The organism is Streptomyces diastatochromogenes (genome assembly GCF_002242805.1).
Classification (GTDB): domain Bacteria; phylum Actinomycetota; class Actinomycetes; order Streptomycetales; family Streptomycetaceae; genus Streptomyces; species Streptomyces diastatochromogenes.
Genome location: NZ_MCGQ01000014.1, coordinates 1 through 15,151, shown reverse-complemented (window position 1 = coordinate 15,151; position 15,151 = coordinate 1). Strand labels below are relative to the sequence as shown.

Genomic DNA, 15,151 nt, shown 5'->3' with positions numbered 1-15,151 from the left:
CTAGCGCAGCCCCCGCCCCGTCTCCAGCACCTCCCGCGCCTGCGCCGCCAGTCCGTCCGCCCCGATCGAACGGGCGAGCGCCAGGCCCCGGTTGAGTTCCGCGACCGAGCGGATGGCGATGCCGTACTCGACCCGGGCCGCCGCGTGCTCGTACTGGCAGGGTGAGGCCTCCAGATAGGCGACGGCCTGGGCGGCGAGCCGGACCGCGCGCTGGCCGGTCTCCAGGGCGGCTGCGCAGCGCAGGGCCTCGCCGATGGCGGTGTCCGTGCCGAACCGCTCGGCCTGCCGGCGGGCGTCCGCGGCGAGCTGGGTGGCCCGGGCGGGGTCCTGCGTGGCGAGGGCCTTGGCGAGGTCGATGGACCAGGGTGCGAGGACGGGGTTGTGGCCGCCGCGGGAGGCGGCGGTCTTCTCGGCGGCCTCCAGTTCGTTGATCCCCTCCTCGGTGCGGCCCACCGCGAGCAGCAGCCGGCCGCGCACGGAGCGGATGTCGGGCAGCACGATCGTGGACGGGTAGGGCGGGGCGAAGCCGTACTGCTCGGCGATCGACCAGGCCTCCTCGACATGGCCGCGGGCCAGCAGGGTGTCGACGAGTCCGCAGGTCGACGACCAGTAGAGCGGCAGGCCGCGGCCGACGCGCTCGGCCAGGTTCAGCGCCTCGCGCAGCGTGGTCTCGGCGTCGCGCAGCCGGCCCTGTCTGCGGTAGGCGAGGCCGAGGAAGGCGTTGGCCAGGGAGAGGTGGCCGCCGCGCCAGCCGGCGCCGGTGTAGGCGCGCAGGGCCTCGGCGAAGAGGCTCTCGGCGCGGTCGAGCCGGTCGGCGTAGGCGTACGCGCTGCCGAGCATCATCAGCAGTTCGATGCCCCACTCGCCGTCGGTCCAGCCGAGGCCGGGTGCGAGGCGGCCGTTGACGAGGGCGCGGTCGCACAGCTGGAGGACCTCCTCCGCGTTCTCGCCGTGGGTCATCGCGTCGAAGCCGCGCAGGATCAGCAGGGCGCGCTCGGAGTTGTCCCGGCCGGTGCAGGTGCCGGCCAGTTCGGCCAGGCGCCGGGAGCGTTCCTGGGAGACGGTCTCGCCGTGGATGCCCTCCCACATGAACTGCACGGCCTGCAGCCGCAGCTTGACCGGGCCCGCGCCGTGCCGGGCGGCCTCGGCCTCGACCGTGCGGACGGCCTCCTCCAGCTGGTCGTTGTGGAGCAGCGCCTGGGAGAGCCGGACCACGGCGTCGACCCGCTGGCCGCCGTCGAGGCCGGGCATGGCGAGCGCGGACTGCAGGTGCTCGATGGTGACGGAGGGTGCGGTCAGCAGGGTGGCGTGGCCCAGTTCGAGGAGCACGTGCGCGTGGACCTCGGGGCGCGGCGGCTCCTCGAGAGCGCGCTCCAGGCAGCGGCGGGCCGCGTCGGGCGCGCCGACGGCCAGGTGTTCGCGGGCCGCCTCGCGCAGCTGCTCGACGAGTTCCTCGTCGTCGTCCGGGTGCACCTTCAGCAGGTGCCGGGAGGCCTCGGCGGCGCCGTGTCCCGTCTCGGTGAGGATCTGCGCGGCGACGCCGTGCATGGCGGTGCACACGGCGGGCGGGATGGAGTTGTAGACGGCGGAGGCGATCAGCGGGTGGACGAACTCCAGCTCGCCGGCCTCGGTCTCGGTGCCCGCCACCGGGTCGGGTTCGGTGAGGATGCGGGCGGTGCGCAGCAGTTCGGCGCAGCGCTCGGCGACCTCGGTGCTCATGGAGGCGAGCTGTGCCACGAGGTCGACGGAGATGCCGGTGCCGAGGATGGCGGCGGCCCAGGCGAACTGGGTGGCGTCGATGCCGAGTCCGTTGAGCCGGTCGACCAGGCCGCCGCCCCGGGCGGCGCGGTTCAGGGCGCGCAGTTCGCCGGCCCGGGACTCGACCGGCTGGACCTCGCTGTCCAGCACCTTGGCGAGGAGTTCGACGGTGTCGTACGGATTGCCGCCGGTGACGGCCCAGACCTCGCGGCAGAACGGGTCGTCGGCATGGCGGCCGACGGTGGCGCGGGTGAGTCCGGCGGTGGCCTCCGGGGTGAGGGCGCTGAGGTTGTTGACGGGACGGCCCGCGGCGGCGGCGATCGCTTCGAGGTGGCGGGCGCTCTCGCCGCTCACCTCGCCGGGGCGGCGGGCGACCACGACCAGCACGGACAGGTCGTCCAGGCGTTCGGCGAACGCGGCGAGCCAGCGCAGGGTCTCCTGGTCGGCCCAGTGTGCGTCGTCGATGATCAGCACCAGCGGCCACTCACGGCGGGCGAGCCGGCGCACGGCCGCGACGAGTCCGTCGCAGACGTACTGCGGGTCGACGCTGCCCTCTCCCGGGTCGACTATCCCGAGGGCGGGGCCGGCGATGTCGTACCAGTCGCCGAGGTACTCGCGGGCCTCCTCCGGCAGCAGGGAGACCAGCGCCGGCTGCAGCAGCTGCCGTACCACGTTGAACGGCACGGACTTCAGGGTCTCGCCGCCGCGGGCGGACCACACCGTGCAGCCGCGGCGCTCGGCGATGCGGCGCGTCTCGGTGAGCAGCGCGGTCTTGCCGAGTCCGGCCTCGCCTCGGAAGACCAGCAGGCTGCCCGCGGACGACTGATCGGCACGCAGGCCGTCGAGCGTCCGCGTGACGGTGGCGATCTCCGCGTCCCGCTCCCACAGGGAAGCCGCGGCGGCCGCCGACGACCGTCCCTCCGTCATCCCGTTACCTCCCCAGGTCGCCCGAATGACGTACAGACCACGAGCGTAGCCGTCCGATGGGATGTGTGGTGGCCGGTCGGGGCAGGTGTTGCCCCGCCGGGTGAACGAAGAGGCGACCGGGCGACGCGCATGCCGCCCGACCAGCCGCTGTACAGCCGACGAACCGTCAACAGGGCCTGGAATGAAGCTGATTTTCGAACCCCCCGGAGATCACGGGGATCGGGAGGACCGCGGGGATCGCGGGGATAGCGGGGACAGCGGCGATCGTGGGGGTCGCGGCGGTACGGCCGCCCGTGCGCCGACGGTGCGGGCGGTGGCGGCGGGGTCGGTGGGCAATCTCGTCGAGTGGTACGAGTTCGGCGTCTACGGCTATCTGGCGACGGTCCTCGCCGAGCGGTTCTTCACCCCGATGGGCGGGAGTCCGGCCGAGGGACTGGTGCGCACGTACGTCTCCTTCGCGCTGGCGTTCTTCTTCCGGCCCCTGGGGGCGGCCCTGTTCGGCAGGCTGGGCGACCGGATCGGGCGGCGGCCGGTGCTGATCGGGGTGGTCTCGCTGATGACGGCGGCGACGACGCTGATCGGGGTGCTGCCGACGTACGCGACGGCGGGTGCTCTGGCGCCGTGGCTGCTGACGTTTCTGAGGGTGCTTCAGGGACTCTCGGCAGGAGGTGAGTTCGGCGGTTCCGTGGCGCTGATGACGGAGTTCGCCCCGCCGGGCCGCCGTGGACTGTACGGCGCGTGGCAGTCGTTCACGGTGGCGCTGGGCCTGCTGGGCGGTGCGGGCGTCGCGGCGGCCACGGCCACGATGCTCGGCGAGGCCCAACTCGTCGGCTGGGGTTGGCGGTTGCCGTTTCTCCTGGCCTTGCCGCTGGGGCTGGTGGCGCTGTGGCTGCGGGTCGGGCTGGAGGAGACGCCGGAGTTCCGGGAGCGGAAGCGGGCGGGTGCCGGCCCGGGCGGCGCCGGGGTCGTCGCGTCGGCGGTGCTGCTGGGCGCCGGGCGGGTCATGGGCTGGTCGGCGGCCGGATACACCTTTCTCGTCGTCCTGCCCTCGTACCTCCAGGCCTCGCTGCACACCGACCTCCGGCAGGCACTGCTCGCCACCGTTCCGGCCAACGTCGGGTTCGCCGTGGCGATCCTCCCGGCGGGGCTGCTCAGCGACCGGGTCGGGCGGCGGCCGGTGATGCTCACGGGTGCGGTGCTGGTGGCCGGGCTGGCGGTGCCGTTGTTCAACCTGCTGCAGAGCGAGGGGACTTCGGCCGTGGCCAAGGCCCTGGCCACGTGTGCCGCGGGCGCCGTGGTGGGGCTGATGGCCGGTCCCGGACCCGCGCTGCTCTCCGAGATGTTCCCGGCACGGGTGCGCTGGACGGGCCTCGGGCTGGCCTACTCCCTGGCGAACGCGGTGTTCTCCGGGTGCGCGGGACTGATCATCACGGAGGCCGTACGCCGGACCGGGGACGTGGACGTGCCCGCGTACTACGCGGCGGGGGCGTGTGCGGTGAGCGCGCTGGCGCTCTTGAAACCGACCTTGAGGAAGGCGAGTTGAGCCATGCGGGTGATCGGACTGATGTCGGGGACGTCGTACGACGCGGTCGACGCGGCGGCTGCGGACCTGTGGCTGGACGGCGACACGCTGGCGTTGAAGCCGCTGGGGATGGTGAGCACACCGTACGAGGGCGGGCTGCGCGAAGCGCTCGCCACGGCGCTGCCGCCGGCCGCCGTCGCGCTCGCCGAGGTGTGCCGGCTCGACACCCGGATCGGGCAGGCGTTCGCCGCGGCGGCGGTCCGGGCGGACCGTGAACTGTGCGGTGGGCGTGGCGAGTTGGTGGCCTCGCACGGACAGACCGTCTACCACTGGGTGGACGGCGACCGGGTGCACGGCACGCTCCAGCTGGGGCAGCCGGCGTGGATCGCCGAGGCGACGGGGCTGCCGGTGGTCGCCGACTTCCGCGCCCGGGACGTCGCCGCCGGAGGCCAGGGCGCACCCCTGGTGAGCCTGGTCGACCTGCTGTGGCTGCGGGGCAGGCCGGGCACGCCGGTCGCGCTGAACATCGGCGGCATCGCCAACCTGACCGCGCCGGACGGCACCGCCTTCGACACCGGGCCGGGCTGCGCGCTGCTCGACGCGGCGGCCAGGGAGTTCAGCGGCGGGCGCCTGGCCTACGACGCCGACGGGGCGCTGGCCGCGCGGGGCCGGGTGCACCGGCCGTTGCTGGACCGGCTGCTCGCGGAGCCGTACTACACGCTGGCGCCGCCCAAGACGACCGGCAAGGAGCTGTTCCACTCGGGGTACCTGCGGGGGTCCGGGGCGGACGACCTGTCCGCGGAGGACACGCTGGCGACGCTCACCCTGCTGACGGCCCGGACGGTCGCCGACGCGGCACGGTCCGTCGGCGCCACGGAGGTGATCGCCTCCGGCGGGGGCACCCGCAACCCGGTGCTCATGTCCCACATCCGGGACCTGCTCCCGAGGACCGCCGTACGCACCTCGGACGAGCTGGGCCTGCCTGCCGCCGCGAAGGAGGCGTACGCCTTCGCGGTCCTCGGTTTCCTCACCGCCCACGGCCTCCCCGGCACCGACCCACGCAGCACAGGCGCCCGACACCCGAGCGTGCTGGGCTCGGTGACCCCGGGGCGCGAGGGCCTGCGCCTGCCACCGGCTCCACGAGGCGGGCCGGTGCGGTTGGTGGTGGAGGCGTGAGGTCGAGTGAGACGCGAGGTGAGGCGCGACGCGAATGAGGCGTGAGAAAGCCCACGTCCGAGGAATTGGCGGCTGATCCTCTCATCCGGCTTTCACCGACGCCTCATACGGTGGAGTCATGACGCAGGTGACTCCTCCCGGGTGGTACCCCGACCCCGGGCAGACGAATGACGGTCCGCCCACCGAGCGCTGGTGGGACGGCAAGGCCTGGACGGACCAGACCCGCCCCGCCGGGACGGCCGCCACCTGGGGTCCCCCGGCACAGCAGCTTCCCGGGGGCCCGCAGCCGGCTCCTCCGGCGTACGGGGCCGCCTACCCGGGCTATCCGACGTATCCCGTCCCGCCGCCGGCCGCGCCCCGGCGCGGTCTGCGCACGGGCATAGCCGTCGCGGCGGCGGCCGCGGTACTGGCGAGCATCGGGGTCGGCGTGTACGCCCTCACCAAGGACGACGGCAGCGGCGCCGGCAGCGACCGCGCCGGTACCCAGCAGGGACAGGGCGGGCAGGGCGGGCCCGGCGGCGGGTCGGGCGGCTCCGGCGGTCCGGGCGAGTCGCCGTCCCCGGGGCAGTCCGCGGCGCCCAAGATCAAGGGTGGCGGCACGGTGCCGGACCCGGTGAACGGGATCAGCCTGCCCGTGCCGACGGGCTGGACCGGGCAGACGATCAGCGTCGGCGCGCAGGTCACGTCCGACGACTCCTACAAGTGCCCCGGCAACAAGGAGCAGACGTGCACCGCGGGCGGCGCCTACTCGGCGCCGGCCGTCGCGCTCGGCACGGAAGGCACGACGGCCGAGGCGGTCGCCAAGGCGGACATCGCGGCCAACGCCAAGGAGTCCTACGGCGGCTCCAGCTACGGCAGCATCACCTCGCACAAGGTGCTGGCCTCCGAGGCGGTGACGGTGGCCGGGCAGAAGGGCTACCTGGTGCGCTGGAAGGCGGTCACCGCCAACGGCGCCGACGGCTACGTCGAATCGGTCGCCTTCCCCTCGCCCAACGACACCAAGCAGATCGTCGTGGTGCGCTTCGGCGTGGACGTCGGCCAGAAGGTGTCCGTCATCGACGACATCGTCAAGGGCATCAAGGTCTCGTCCGGCGGCGGGAACGGCCAGAACGTCTGAGGCCGCCGTCCGAGGTCACCCGGGGACATGAGTCGGCCGGGTGGGATTCCCCTCCGCTCAAGAGGAATCCCACCCGGCCGGGGGTGCGCGCCGCCCCCGTCCCCACGGTGCGGCGCCGGCAGGTCGCCGTTCAGTCATCCCGTGAACGGCGGCCTGGGTCCTAGGTCAGCCCGAGTGCGGGCAGCACGGTGGAGTCCACGAACCGGACGAGATAGTCGGCGTCGGCGTACTCGCCGCTCAGCACCGGGCGTACGCGCAGAACGCCGAACATCATGGCCGGGATGTACTCCAGAGCGGGGTGGCCGGCGGGCACCTCACCCCGTTCCACACCCCGGACCAGCATTTTCTGGAGCGCGGCGATCTCGGGCTGGATGAGCGCCTCGCGCAGCGCCTGTGCCAGTTCGTGGTCGCCGGTGACCGCGTGGCCGAGCGCCTGCATGAGCCGGGCGTCCTTGTTGGACCAGTCGCCCGCCGCCCGCGCCGCCTGGCGCAGGTCCTCGGCGAGCGTGCCGGTGTCGATGCCGGCGAAGCGCACCTTGCGGTTGGCGCGCAGCGCGGCCGCGACGAACTGCGGCTTGGTCTTCCACTGCCGGTAGAGCGTGGACTTGCTGCACCGGGTGCTGGCGGCGACGCCCTCCATGGTCACGGAGTCGTAGCCGCACTCCCGGATCTGTTCCAGCACGGCGTCGAAGAACTCCCGCTCACGCTCGGGCGTGATCTTGGAGCGGCTCGAGGCGGTGACCGTCTCCGGTCCGTCCGCGGCCTGCGACGTCATGCGTGGCTTCTCCTCACTCGTCCACGGTCCGCTGAAGATCCGCGCAAGGGCGGCTGCGGAACCTGTCTCCAGTGTGTCGCACATCAATCGATACGCAAGTGTACCGGTACTCAAGCGTATCGGTACACTGCCGTATCGGTACAGTCGCGTATCGGTACACTTTCGTATCGGTACGAAGACGTATCGATGAGTCCGGGCCCCGGTCCGGGTCTCAGCCCGCACCACCACACGCACCACCGTCAGCGAAGGGGCCGGGGGATGAATGCCCGAACCGAGCCTGCAGAAGCGGAGCCGGACGCGATAACGCGCCCGCCGCTCGTCCGTGAGTTCCTGCTCGTCGCAGGTCTCTTCCTCGTCTACAAACTCGGACGACAGCTGGCCACCGGCCACACCGCCGACGCCTTCCGCAACGCCCACCGCGTGTGGGACCTCGAGCGGACCGTGCACCTTCCCCACGAGACCGCCGTGCAGACCGCACTGCTGCACGGCGACACCCTCGTGCACCTGGCGAACACCTACTACGCGACCGTCCACTTCCCGGCCACGCTCGCCTTACTGGTGTGGCTGTACCTCCGGCGGCCCGCGCACTATGTGTGGGCCCGCCGGGTGCTGGCCGTGGTCACCAGCGCGGCCCTGGTGCTGCCGTTCGTGTTCCCGCTGGCCCCGCCGCGGATGCTGACCGGCACCGGCCTGGTGGACACCGCCCGGCTCTACGGCCCCTCCGTCTACGGCCCGCCGTCCAGCGACCACCTCTCCAACCAGTTCGCGGCGATGCCGTCACTGCACTTCGGCTGGGCCCTGATGCTGGCGATCGGCCTGATCGCGGCCACCAGGTCGCGCTGGCGCTGGCTGTGGCTGCTGCACCCGCTGATCACCCTGCTGGTGATCGTGGGCACGGCGAACCACTACTGGCTCGACGCGATCGTGGCGACCGCCATGCTCGGCATCGCGCTCGCGGTCGTCCATCAGCCGAACCGGACGTCCAGTACGGCCGGACGCGGTACGCGGCGGCTCGCCCCGAAGGAGCCCGTCCTGGTGGGAGCGGGCCGATGAGCGTCGCCGCACTCCTCGCCGTCGGCCTGTCCCTGATCTCGGCCGTCGCCTACGCCGCGGCCGCCGTCGCCCAGGAGCGCCTCGCCTCGCGCAGCCCCGGCACGGGCCTGCTACGGCTGCTCGGCACCGGCGCCTGGTGGTCGGCGGTCGGACTGAACGCGGCCGCCGCGCTGCTGCACGTCGTGGCCCTCAAGTACGGCCCGCTCACCGTCGTACAGCCACTCGGCGCGCTCACCCTCGTCGCGGCCGTGCCGCTCGGGGCGCGGGCAGCCGGGCGGCGGGTCAGCGCGGTGGAGTGGCGCGGTACGGCGCTCACGCTGCTGGGGCTGGCGGCGCTGCTGGTCACCGCGTCGGGTCCGGCGCCCGAACGAGTGCTGAGCCTGACCGAGGCGCTCGCCGTCGCCGGTACGACCGCTGCCCTGATCGGCATGCTCTCCCGGCCCGGCGCCCGGCCGGGCCTCAGGCACGCGACCGCCTCCGGCTTCGCCTCGGGTGTCGCCTCCGCCCTCACCCAGACGGTGACGGTGGCGGCCACGGACCGCACGGGTCCGGTGCTCAGTGCCGAGGTGATCGTGGTCGCGGCCCTGGTCGCCGCGTTCGCCACCGGCGGGCTGCTGCTCTCGCAGACGGCCTACCGCGGCGGTCTCGGCGGCCCGCTGGCCGTGGTCACCCTGGCCAACCCGACGGCCGCCGCGGTCATCGGACTGACCTTGCTCGGTCAGGGCCTGCAGGGCGGGGCCGGCGGCGTGCTGCTGGCGCTGGCCGGGGCGGGGCTGGCGGCCTGGGGCGTGTTCCTGCTGACCCGGGCGGCACCCGAATCCGACCGGTCCGACGAGCACGCCGAGCACGACGAGCACCCCGTTGCCGCGGTCCTGGCCCTGGGACCGGGCACAGCGGCGGCGGAACCGGCGCTGGTGCCCCGGCAGCCGGAGCAGCCCGGGCATCTCACGGCACTCTGACCGGACCTACGACCCGTAGTCCGACCGGACACACGACGGCGGCCGGTGCGCGCGAAGTCCGCGTGCACCGGCCGCCGTTGCCGTACTCCCCGTGGCTTCCCCGTGCGGGGGCTGCTCAGTTCCAGCCCCGGGAGTCCTGCTTGAGCGCGGTGTCGACGGTCAGCGCCGTCGCCACGACCAGGCTCAGCAGCGGCTCGGGCAGCTGGTAGTGGATCTGCAGGACGTAGTTGTCCGCCGACGTGAACAGCGTCTTGGCCAGGCCTTCCCAGGTCTTGGTGATCCGGGCCACCTCGTTGTCCGCGTGGTCGACGATCGCGAAGTTCCACGCCCGCCAGTTCTCCGCCTTGATCGCGCCGACCTGCTGGCCGTTCGCGTTCATCGCGAAGTTGATCTTCCCGATCATGTTCTGCTGGACGATCTCGCCGACCTGCGAACCGTCCGGGCGGGTCACCATGACCCGGGACTTGAAGATCTTCGCGGGCCGGGTCAGCAGCAGCTGCGGCTGGCCGTAGGCGTCGCGGATCTCCAGCTTGTGCGTCAGGAACTGGTCCCAGCTGGAGAGGAAGCGGAAGATCTTCCGCAGCGCGCTCTGCCCGACCTCGGTGACCGCGCCGATCTCGCGGCCGCCCTGATCCATGACCTTGTACTCGTTGGTCAGCTCGATCAGCTTGGCCTTCTGGTTCACGACCAGGACCGGCTCGGTGAAGAGGGTGCCGCCGCCGGCACCGCCGGCCGCGACCCCGGCCTGCTGCTGCACCTGGCGCTGCACCTTGGGGTCGGCGGCCTGCTGGTGCGGGATGTGGGCGGCGGGCTGCTGGGGCGCGGCCTGCTGCTGCGGAACCTGTCCGGCGGCCTGCTGGGCCGGGTTCGTGTGCTCGGTCCACTGCGCGCCGTCCCAGTAACGGAGCGTCTGGGCGGCCCCGTGCGGATCGGGGTACCAGCCTGCAGGTGTGTTCGATTGCGTGGTCACCGGGGCACACTACCCTGATGTGACCGGTACCTGACCAGTCCGCACGGAGCGGTGTTCATCGCCCGTTCACCCCGTTCTTCTTCACCCCGTTCATCCCGTGATGATGGCCGGGTCGCTGACGCCGGGGTGCCCGTTCTCGACGTGGCCGGCGAAGGAGCGCAGGAAGGCCGGGTCGGCGTCCGAGGTGACCGTGAGGTCGTACCAGCACTTGCTCCCGGCGAGGCCGACGGTGTGCCGCACGGTGGCCCCGGGCCGGACCGTGACGCCGACCGGGCTGCCGCCGTAGCCGTCGACCAGCTTCAGCTTCACCGTGCCGGAGCCCTTGTTGGTGAAGGTGAGTTCGACGCTGTCGCCGACGTGCCGGGCGATGACCTCGGGTCCGGCGACCTTGTTACGGCCCTTGAACACGCGCAGGAAGCCGTTCGGGCCGTGCACGGCGAGGTCGTACGAGCCGCCGGAGTAGGCCGAGTTCCAGGTGTCGGAGAGGGTCTTGCCGGCCTCGGTGGTGTAGGTCCAGGGGCCGTCGGTACGGCTGTTGGAGGTGACCAGGAACGCGGCGCCCGCCTGCGCGCCGGAGGCGAAGGTGAGCGTGAACTTCCCGGCCGCCGTGTCCGCGGAACCGTCCACCACCGGGTTGTACTTGAGGGGGCGGGTACGGCGGCTGCCGCGCTCCTGCTTGGGCAGCGACGGGTTGGCGGGCGGAGTGGGCTTGTAGTCGGGGTGCCGGTCGTGGTCCGGAGGCTCGTATCCGGCCGTGGACGGCAGCGTGACCGGTGCGGTGTCCTTGCGGGAGAAGTCGAAGGCGGCCGTCAGGTCGCCGCAGACCGCCCGGCGCCAGGGCGAGATGTTCGGCTCCTGGACGCCGAAGCGGCGCTCGACGAACCGGATGATCGAGGTGTGGTCGAAGGTCTCGGAGCAGACGTAACCGCCCTTGCTCCACGGCGAGACGACCAGCATGGGCACCCGCTGGCCGAGCCCGTAGGGGCCGGCGGGGTGGCCGGCGTCCCCCTTGAACAGGTCGAGGGCGGGGTCCACGGTCGACTTGCCCTGGGCGGCGGAGGCCGGCGGGAAGGCCGGGATCACGTGGTCGAAGAAGCCGTCGTTCTCGTCGTAGGTGATGAACAGCGCGGTCTTGCCCCACACCTCGGGGTTGGAGGTGAGCGCGTCCAGGACCTGGGCGACGTACCAGGCGCCGTAGTTGGCGGGCCAGTTGGGGTGCTCGGTGAAGGCCTCGGGGGCGACGATCCAGGAGACCTGGGGCAGCTTGTCCGCCTTCACGTCGGCCGTGAGCTGCTCGAAGAAGCCCTCGCCCTTGCGCGCGTCGGTGCCGGTACGGGCCTGGTCGTAGAGCGGGTCGCCGGGCTTGGCGTTCTGGTACTGCTTGAAGTAGAGCAGCGAGTTGTCGCCGTAGTTGCCGCGGTAGGCGTCGTTGATCCAGCCCCAGGAGCCGTTCGCGTCGAGGCCGTCGCCGACGTCCTGGTAGATCTTCCAGGAGACGCCGGCCTGCTCCAGGCGCTCCGGGTACGTCGTCCAGGAGTAGCCGGCCTCGTCGTTGCCGAGGACCGGGCCGCCGCCCTTGCCGTCGTTGCCGGTGTGACCCGTCCACATGTAGTAGCGGTTGGGGTCGGTCGAGCCTATGAAGGAGCAGTGGTAGGCGTCGCAGATGGTGAAGGCGTCGGCGAGCGCGTAGTGGAAGGGGATGTCCTCGCGCGTCAGGTACGCCATCGTCGTCGACGACTTGGCGGGCACCCACTTGTCGTACTTGCCCCCGTTGAAGGCGGCGTGGCCGTCGTTCCAGCCGTGCGGGAGGTCCTGGATGAAGGCCAGGCCCAGGTCGTCGGCGTCCGGGTGGAACGGGAGGATGTCCTTCGTACCGTCGGACTGCTTCCAGACCGACCTGCCGTTCTGCGTCACCGGGCGCGGGTCGCCGAAGCCCCGCACGCCCCGCAGCGAGCCGAAGTAGTGGTCGAACGAACGGTTCTCCTGCATCAGGACGACGATGTGCTCGACGTCCTCGACCGAACCCGTGCGGTGATGGGCGGGCAGAGCGGCCGCGCGCTGGATGCTGCTGGACAGCGCGGTGAACGCCGTCGTGGCGCCCGCGAGTTGGAGGAAGCGCCGCCGGTTTACTTCGGGCATGAGTGAGGGTCCTCTCGTCCTGCGTCCTGACGTACGTGATGCCGCCGAATGACGGAATCTGCGCGCAGCGAGTGTTCCAAGAGCAGCAAACGTCAGGGAAGGGTCTGATGGCGCCCATGTGAAAGTCGTCGGTACGGCAGGGGGTGGGGGCCGCCGGGACGGTTCGGAGAAGTCCTCATATCGGGGGATCGAAGGGCTGAAGAGATGTAATATCCCGCGCACATGACGCCTGCCGAGCGATTTCCGGCGGTGCGCGAGGGGGAGGAAATCCATGATCAGAAAATGCGCGCTGACGTTCGGGGCGATAGTGCTGGCGAGCGGTTGCGGCGGTTCGTCGGACCACCGTTCGAGTGCCGCCGAGTCCCCGTCGACGGACGTCTCCACGTCCGCTCCCGACACCGCCTCGGCGACGCCGGATCTCAGCAGTCCCATTCCGGAGCCCACCCCCACCACGCAGGAACCCGTCGAGGAGACCCCCACCGAGGAGAGCGCGACCTCCGACGCTCCGGACACCTGGAGCGGGGGCGACACGACGGACGACGGCGACCAGTCGGCCGGAGACGGGGACCAGGACTGCGGCAGCCTGGCGGGGAGCGGCACCTTCACCGACCCGCTGCAACTCGGCGTCGTGGACGGCCTCGTGACGGCCCGGGACTGCGCCCCGCTGACCTCCGGCTCGCCGTTCAACGTCCGCTACTTCTCGTTCACCCTGTCCGGTGCGCCCGGCACGGACGCCCACGCCGGGGCGTCCTTCACCCTCACCCAGGACGCGCTCGGTCCGGTGTACCCGGCGATCGTCCAGCCGAACGGATGGGTCCTCAAGCACAGCCTCGGCTCCGGGTACTGGACCGGAACGGAGCCCGACTTCACCGGCCGCTACCAGCAGATCTCGGACCTGGCTTCGGGCACCTACATTCTCCGTACCGAGAAACTCGACTCCCCCCTGCACTCCCTGTCCACGCCTTCGTACGACGTGGTCGTCGACCCGGGGTACTGAAAAACCTCAAGCGACACAGGAATTCACTTCTGTTCTTTAATGACCGAATGTGAATGGACGGCTCTTTAAGGCGCATTATCCCTTAAACTCTCCGGCATCACGCCAGGAAGCGCGCTGGGGGGCGCGCCGGGGGGAGCTGGTTCTCGTGCGCCGTAGACCTGTGTGCGCAACCCTCTTGAGCTGCGCCGCGTTATTCGTCCCGCTGCATCTGTCCGCAGCGCCGGCGTATGCCGCGGAACCGGCCGCACCCTACGCCGAACTCACGCCGGACTCAGGACAGTTGGTGCCCGGTGGCGACCCGCTGACCGTGGACGCCACGTTCCACAACACGCTGGACACCGACATCACGGACAGCTTCATCGTCGCCGTCGGGATCCGACTCGCGCCGCCCGCTCCCCGGCTGACGTCCGATCAGGTCACCGTGGAGTGGTTCGACGCCGGCCCGTCCGTATGGCGGCCGGTGCAGTTGACACCAGGGGACACCGCGCTCAGCGGCTACCTCAGCACGGACGCCGGACTGCCGTCCGTCGGGTCGCTCCCGGCGGGCGACTCGGCCCGCATCCCGCTGCGCGTCTCGCTGGCCTCCGGAGTACCGGCGCCGACCACGCTCCAGTTCGTCACGCAGGGCCTGATCCAGCCCACGGCCTCGGTCGACCCGGCGGCTCTGATGGACGGCAAGGCGTCGTACTCCGTGGTCGAGCAGGCGGCGGCGCCGGCGCCGGACGCGGCCTCGGCGAGCCTCGCGCAGGGCAGTCCGGCGAGTGACACGACGGCACCGGCCGACACCCCGTCCGCCGCGCCCTCCTCCGCTCCCCCGCCCGCCACCACCCCCGCCCCGTCAGCGCTGTCCGACGGCACCGGAGGGGACGGGTTCGCGGACACCGGAACATCCGCACCGGTCGTGGCGGGCAGTGTGGCCGCCCTCGTCTTCGCCGCCGTGGTCGCCGTCGGCGTGACCTGGCGTCGTCGTCGCGGCCGGCGCTGACCCGCACGCGGTCGAGGCCGCCCCTCTGCGCACGAGCCCACCGCCGGTCCGTCCTCACGGGAGGAACTCATGTACCACCGCACGGGCCAGGATGTCCTGCGCGACGTGGTCCACCACGTCGCTCCGGCCGAACTGGAGAAGCTGGACGAGACCTGCCGGGTGTACCTGGTCCGGCCCCATCCCCCGCAGCGCCTGCACCGGCCTGCCGGGGACCCGCTGGGCATCGGCTTCGAGTCGGATGTGGTGCTGCCGGTTCTGGTGGCGGTGGTCGCGCAGGTCCTCGCCGACCTAGCCTCCGGGCGCATCCGGGCGGGCGGCAGCCGGCTCAAGCGGTGGTGGCGGCGCCGGCGCGGGACCGACACCGAGGGCAGACGAGCCGCGCTGACCTCGGCCGTGCCGGAACTCTCCGAGGTGACCCGCCAGGAACTCGCGGACTGGACCATCGCCCAGGGCCGCGCCGCCGGACTGTCCGCGCCCCAGGCGGAAACCTGCGCCCAGGTCATCGTCGTGGCGGTGGTGCGCGGGAACGCGGGGCCGCAGGCGGTGCCGGACGCGCCGGCGGAACCCGAGCACCGCGTGGAAACCGGGCATCGCCCGGAAGCTGAGCACCGCGTGGAACCGGAACCCGAGCACCGCGCGGAAGGGGCACCCGAGCACCACGCGGCACCGGAGCCCGAGCACCACGCCACGCCGGACCCGCGCACCTCAGCCGCCGGTCCGGGCGACGACACGGGGGCGGGACTCCGGCCGTCGGAGAGCGGTGACGCGCCGAC

General features: G+C 72.2%; 11 protein-coding genes and 1 pseudogene. 8 read left to right on the top strand and 4 right to left on the bottom strand.

Annotated features, from left to right (window positions below; translation table 11 throughout):
* Complete coding sequence (locus tag BEK98_RS17315; RefSeq protein WP_094217455.1) at positions 1 to 2,685, bottom strand: ATP-binding protein; 2,685 nt, start codon at positions 2,683 to 2,685, stop codon at positions 1 to 3.
* Between the two features lie 304 nt (positions 2,686 to 2,989).
* Here BEK98_RS17315 and BEK98_RS17310 point away from each other — a divergent pair, with 304 nt between their 5' ends.
* The 3 genes from BEK98_RS17310 to BEK98_RS17300 all read left to right on the top strand — a co-directional run bounded on the left by BEK98_RS17310 (position 2,990) and on the right by BEK98_RS17300 (position 6,500).
* The gene (locus BEK98_RS17310; protein WP_244201882.1) at positions 2,990 to 4,228 is read left to right on the top strand and encodes an MFS transporter; all 1,239 of its coding nucleotides are present in this window, start codon (positions 2,990 to 2,992) and stop codon (positions 4,226 to 4,228) included.
* Between the two features lie 3 nt (positions 4,229 to 4,231).
* Positions 4,232 to 5,383 (top strand): anhydro-N-acetylmuramic acid kinase, encoded by a 1,152-nt coding sequence (locus tag BEK98_RS17305; protein ID WP_094217453.1) that lies wholly within the window; start codon positions 4,232 to 4,234, stop codon positions 5,381 to 5,383.
* A 118-nt stretch (positions 5,384 to 5,501) separates the two neighbouring features.
* Positions 5,502 to 6,500, top strand: coding sequence for a DUF2510 domain-containing protein (locus tag BEK98_RS17300; RefSeq protein WP_094217452.1), 999 nt, complete (start codon positions 5,502 to 5,504; stop codon positions 6,498 to 6,500).
* Between the two features lie 160 nt (positions 6,501 to 6,660).
* Here BEK98_RS17300 and BEK98_RS17295 read toward each other — a convergent pair whose 3' ends face one another.
* Positions 6,661 to 7,275, bottom strand: coding sequence for a TetR/AcrR family transcriptional regulator (locus BEK98_RS17295; protein ID WP_094217451.1), 615 nt, complete (start codon positions 7,273 to 7,275; stop codon positions 6,661 to 6,663).
* A gap of 258 nt (positions 7,276 to 7,533) precedes the next feature.
* Here BEK98_RS17295 and BEK98_RS17290 point away from each other — a divergent pair, with 258 nt between their 5' ends.
* Positions 7,534 to 8,328 carry a phosphatase PAP2 family protein gene (locus BEK98_RS17290; protein ID WP_094217450.1) on the top strand — a complete coding sequence of 265 codons (795 nt, stop codon included), beginning with the start codon at positions 7,534 to 7,536 and terminating at the stop codon, positions 8,326 to 8,328.
* Entirely contained in the window at positions 8,325 to 9,287 is a 963-nt protein-coding gene (locus BEK98_RS17285; protein ID WP_094217449.1) for a hypothetical protein, read from the top strand. Before BEK98_RS17290 ends, BEK98_RS17285 begins: the two co-directional genes overlap by 4 nt.
* A 115-nt stretch (positions 9,288 to 9,402) precedes the next feature.
* Here the strand turns inward: BEK98_RS17285 and BEK98_RS17280 are convergent, their stop codons facing one another.
* Positions 9,403 to 10,257, bottom strand: a complete 855-nt coding sequence (locus BEK98_RS17280) for an LURP-one-related family protein (RefSeq protein ID WP_094217448.1) — start codon at positions 10,255 to 10,257, stop codon at positions 9,403 to 9,405.
* Between the two features lie 90 nt (positions 10,258 to 10,347).
* Positions 10,348 to 12,396, bottom strand: coding sequence for a phosphocholine-specific phospholipase C (locus BEK98_RS17275; RefSeq protein WP_094217447.1), 2,049 nt, complete (start codon positions 12,394 to 12,396; stop codon positions 10,348 to 10,350).
* A 271-nt stretch (positions 12,397 to 12,667) separates the two neighbouring features.
* Here BEK98_RS17275 and BEK98_RS17270 point away from each other — a divergent pair, with 271 nt between their 5' ends.
* The 3 genes and pseudogenes from BEK98_RS17270 to BEK98_RS17260 all read left to right on the top strand — a co-directional run.
* Positions 12,668 to 13,393, top strand: coding sequence for a hypothetical protein (locus tag BEK98_RS17270; RefSeq protein WP_143684126.1), 726 nt, complete (start codon positions 12,668 to 12,670; stop codon positions 13,391 to 13,393).
* 283 nt (positions 13,394 to 13,676) lie between these two features.
* On the top strand, positions 13,677 to 14,378 hold the full coding sequence (locus BEK98_RS17265) for a hypothetical protein (RefSeq protein WP_094217445.1): 702 nt from the start codon (positions 13,677 to 13,679) through the stop codon (positions 14,376 to 14,378).
* A gap of 69 nt (positions 14,379 to 14,447) precedes the next feature.
* Positions 14,448 to 15,151, top strand: a pseudogene (locus tag BEK98_RS17260) (hypothetical protein); the annotation flags it as partial.

Bases quoted from the DNA above. Each gene is read 5' to 3' on its own strand.
- BEK98_RS17270 (WP_143684126.1), top strand. From the start codon at position 12,668: ATGATCAGAAAATGCGCGCTGACGTTCGGGGCGATAGTGCTGGCGAGC.
- BEK98_RS17290 (WP_094217450.1), top strand. From the start codon at position 7,534: ATGAATGCCCGAACCGAGCCTGCAGAAGCGGAGCCGGACGCGATAACG.
- BEK98_RS17275 (WP_094217447.1), bottom strand. From the start codon at position 12,396: ATGCCCGAAGTAAACCGGCGGCGCTTCCTCCAACTCGCGGGCGCCACG.
- BEK98_RS17305 (WP_094217453.1), top strand. From the start codon at position 4,232: ATGCGGGTGATCGGACTGATGTCGGGGACGTCGTACGACGCGGTCGAC.
- BEK98_RS17315 (WP_094217455.1), bottom strand. From the start codon at position 2,685: ATGACGGAGGGACGGTCGTCGGCGGCCGCCGCGGCTTCCCTGTGGGAG.
- BEK98_RS17300 (WP_094217452.1), top strand. From the start codon at position 5,502: ATGACGCAGGTGACTCCTCCCGGGTGGTACCCCGACCCCGGGCAGACG.
- BEK98_RS17285 (WP_094217449.1), top strand. From the start codon at position 8,325: ATGAGCGTCGCCGCACTCCTCGCCGTCGGCCTGTCCCTGATCTCGGCC.
- BEK98_RS17295 (WP_094217451.1), bottom strand. From the start codon at position 7,275: ATGACGTCGCAGGCCGCGGACGGACCGGAGACGGTCACCGCCTCGAGC.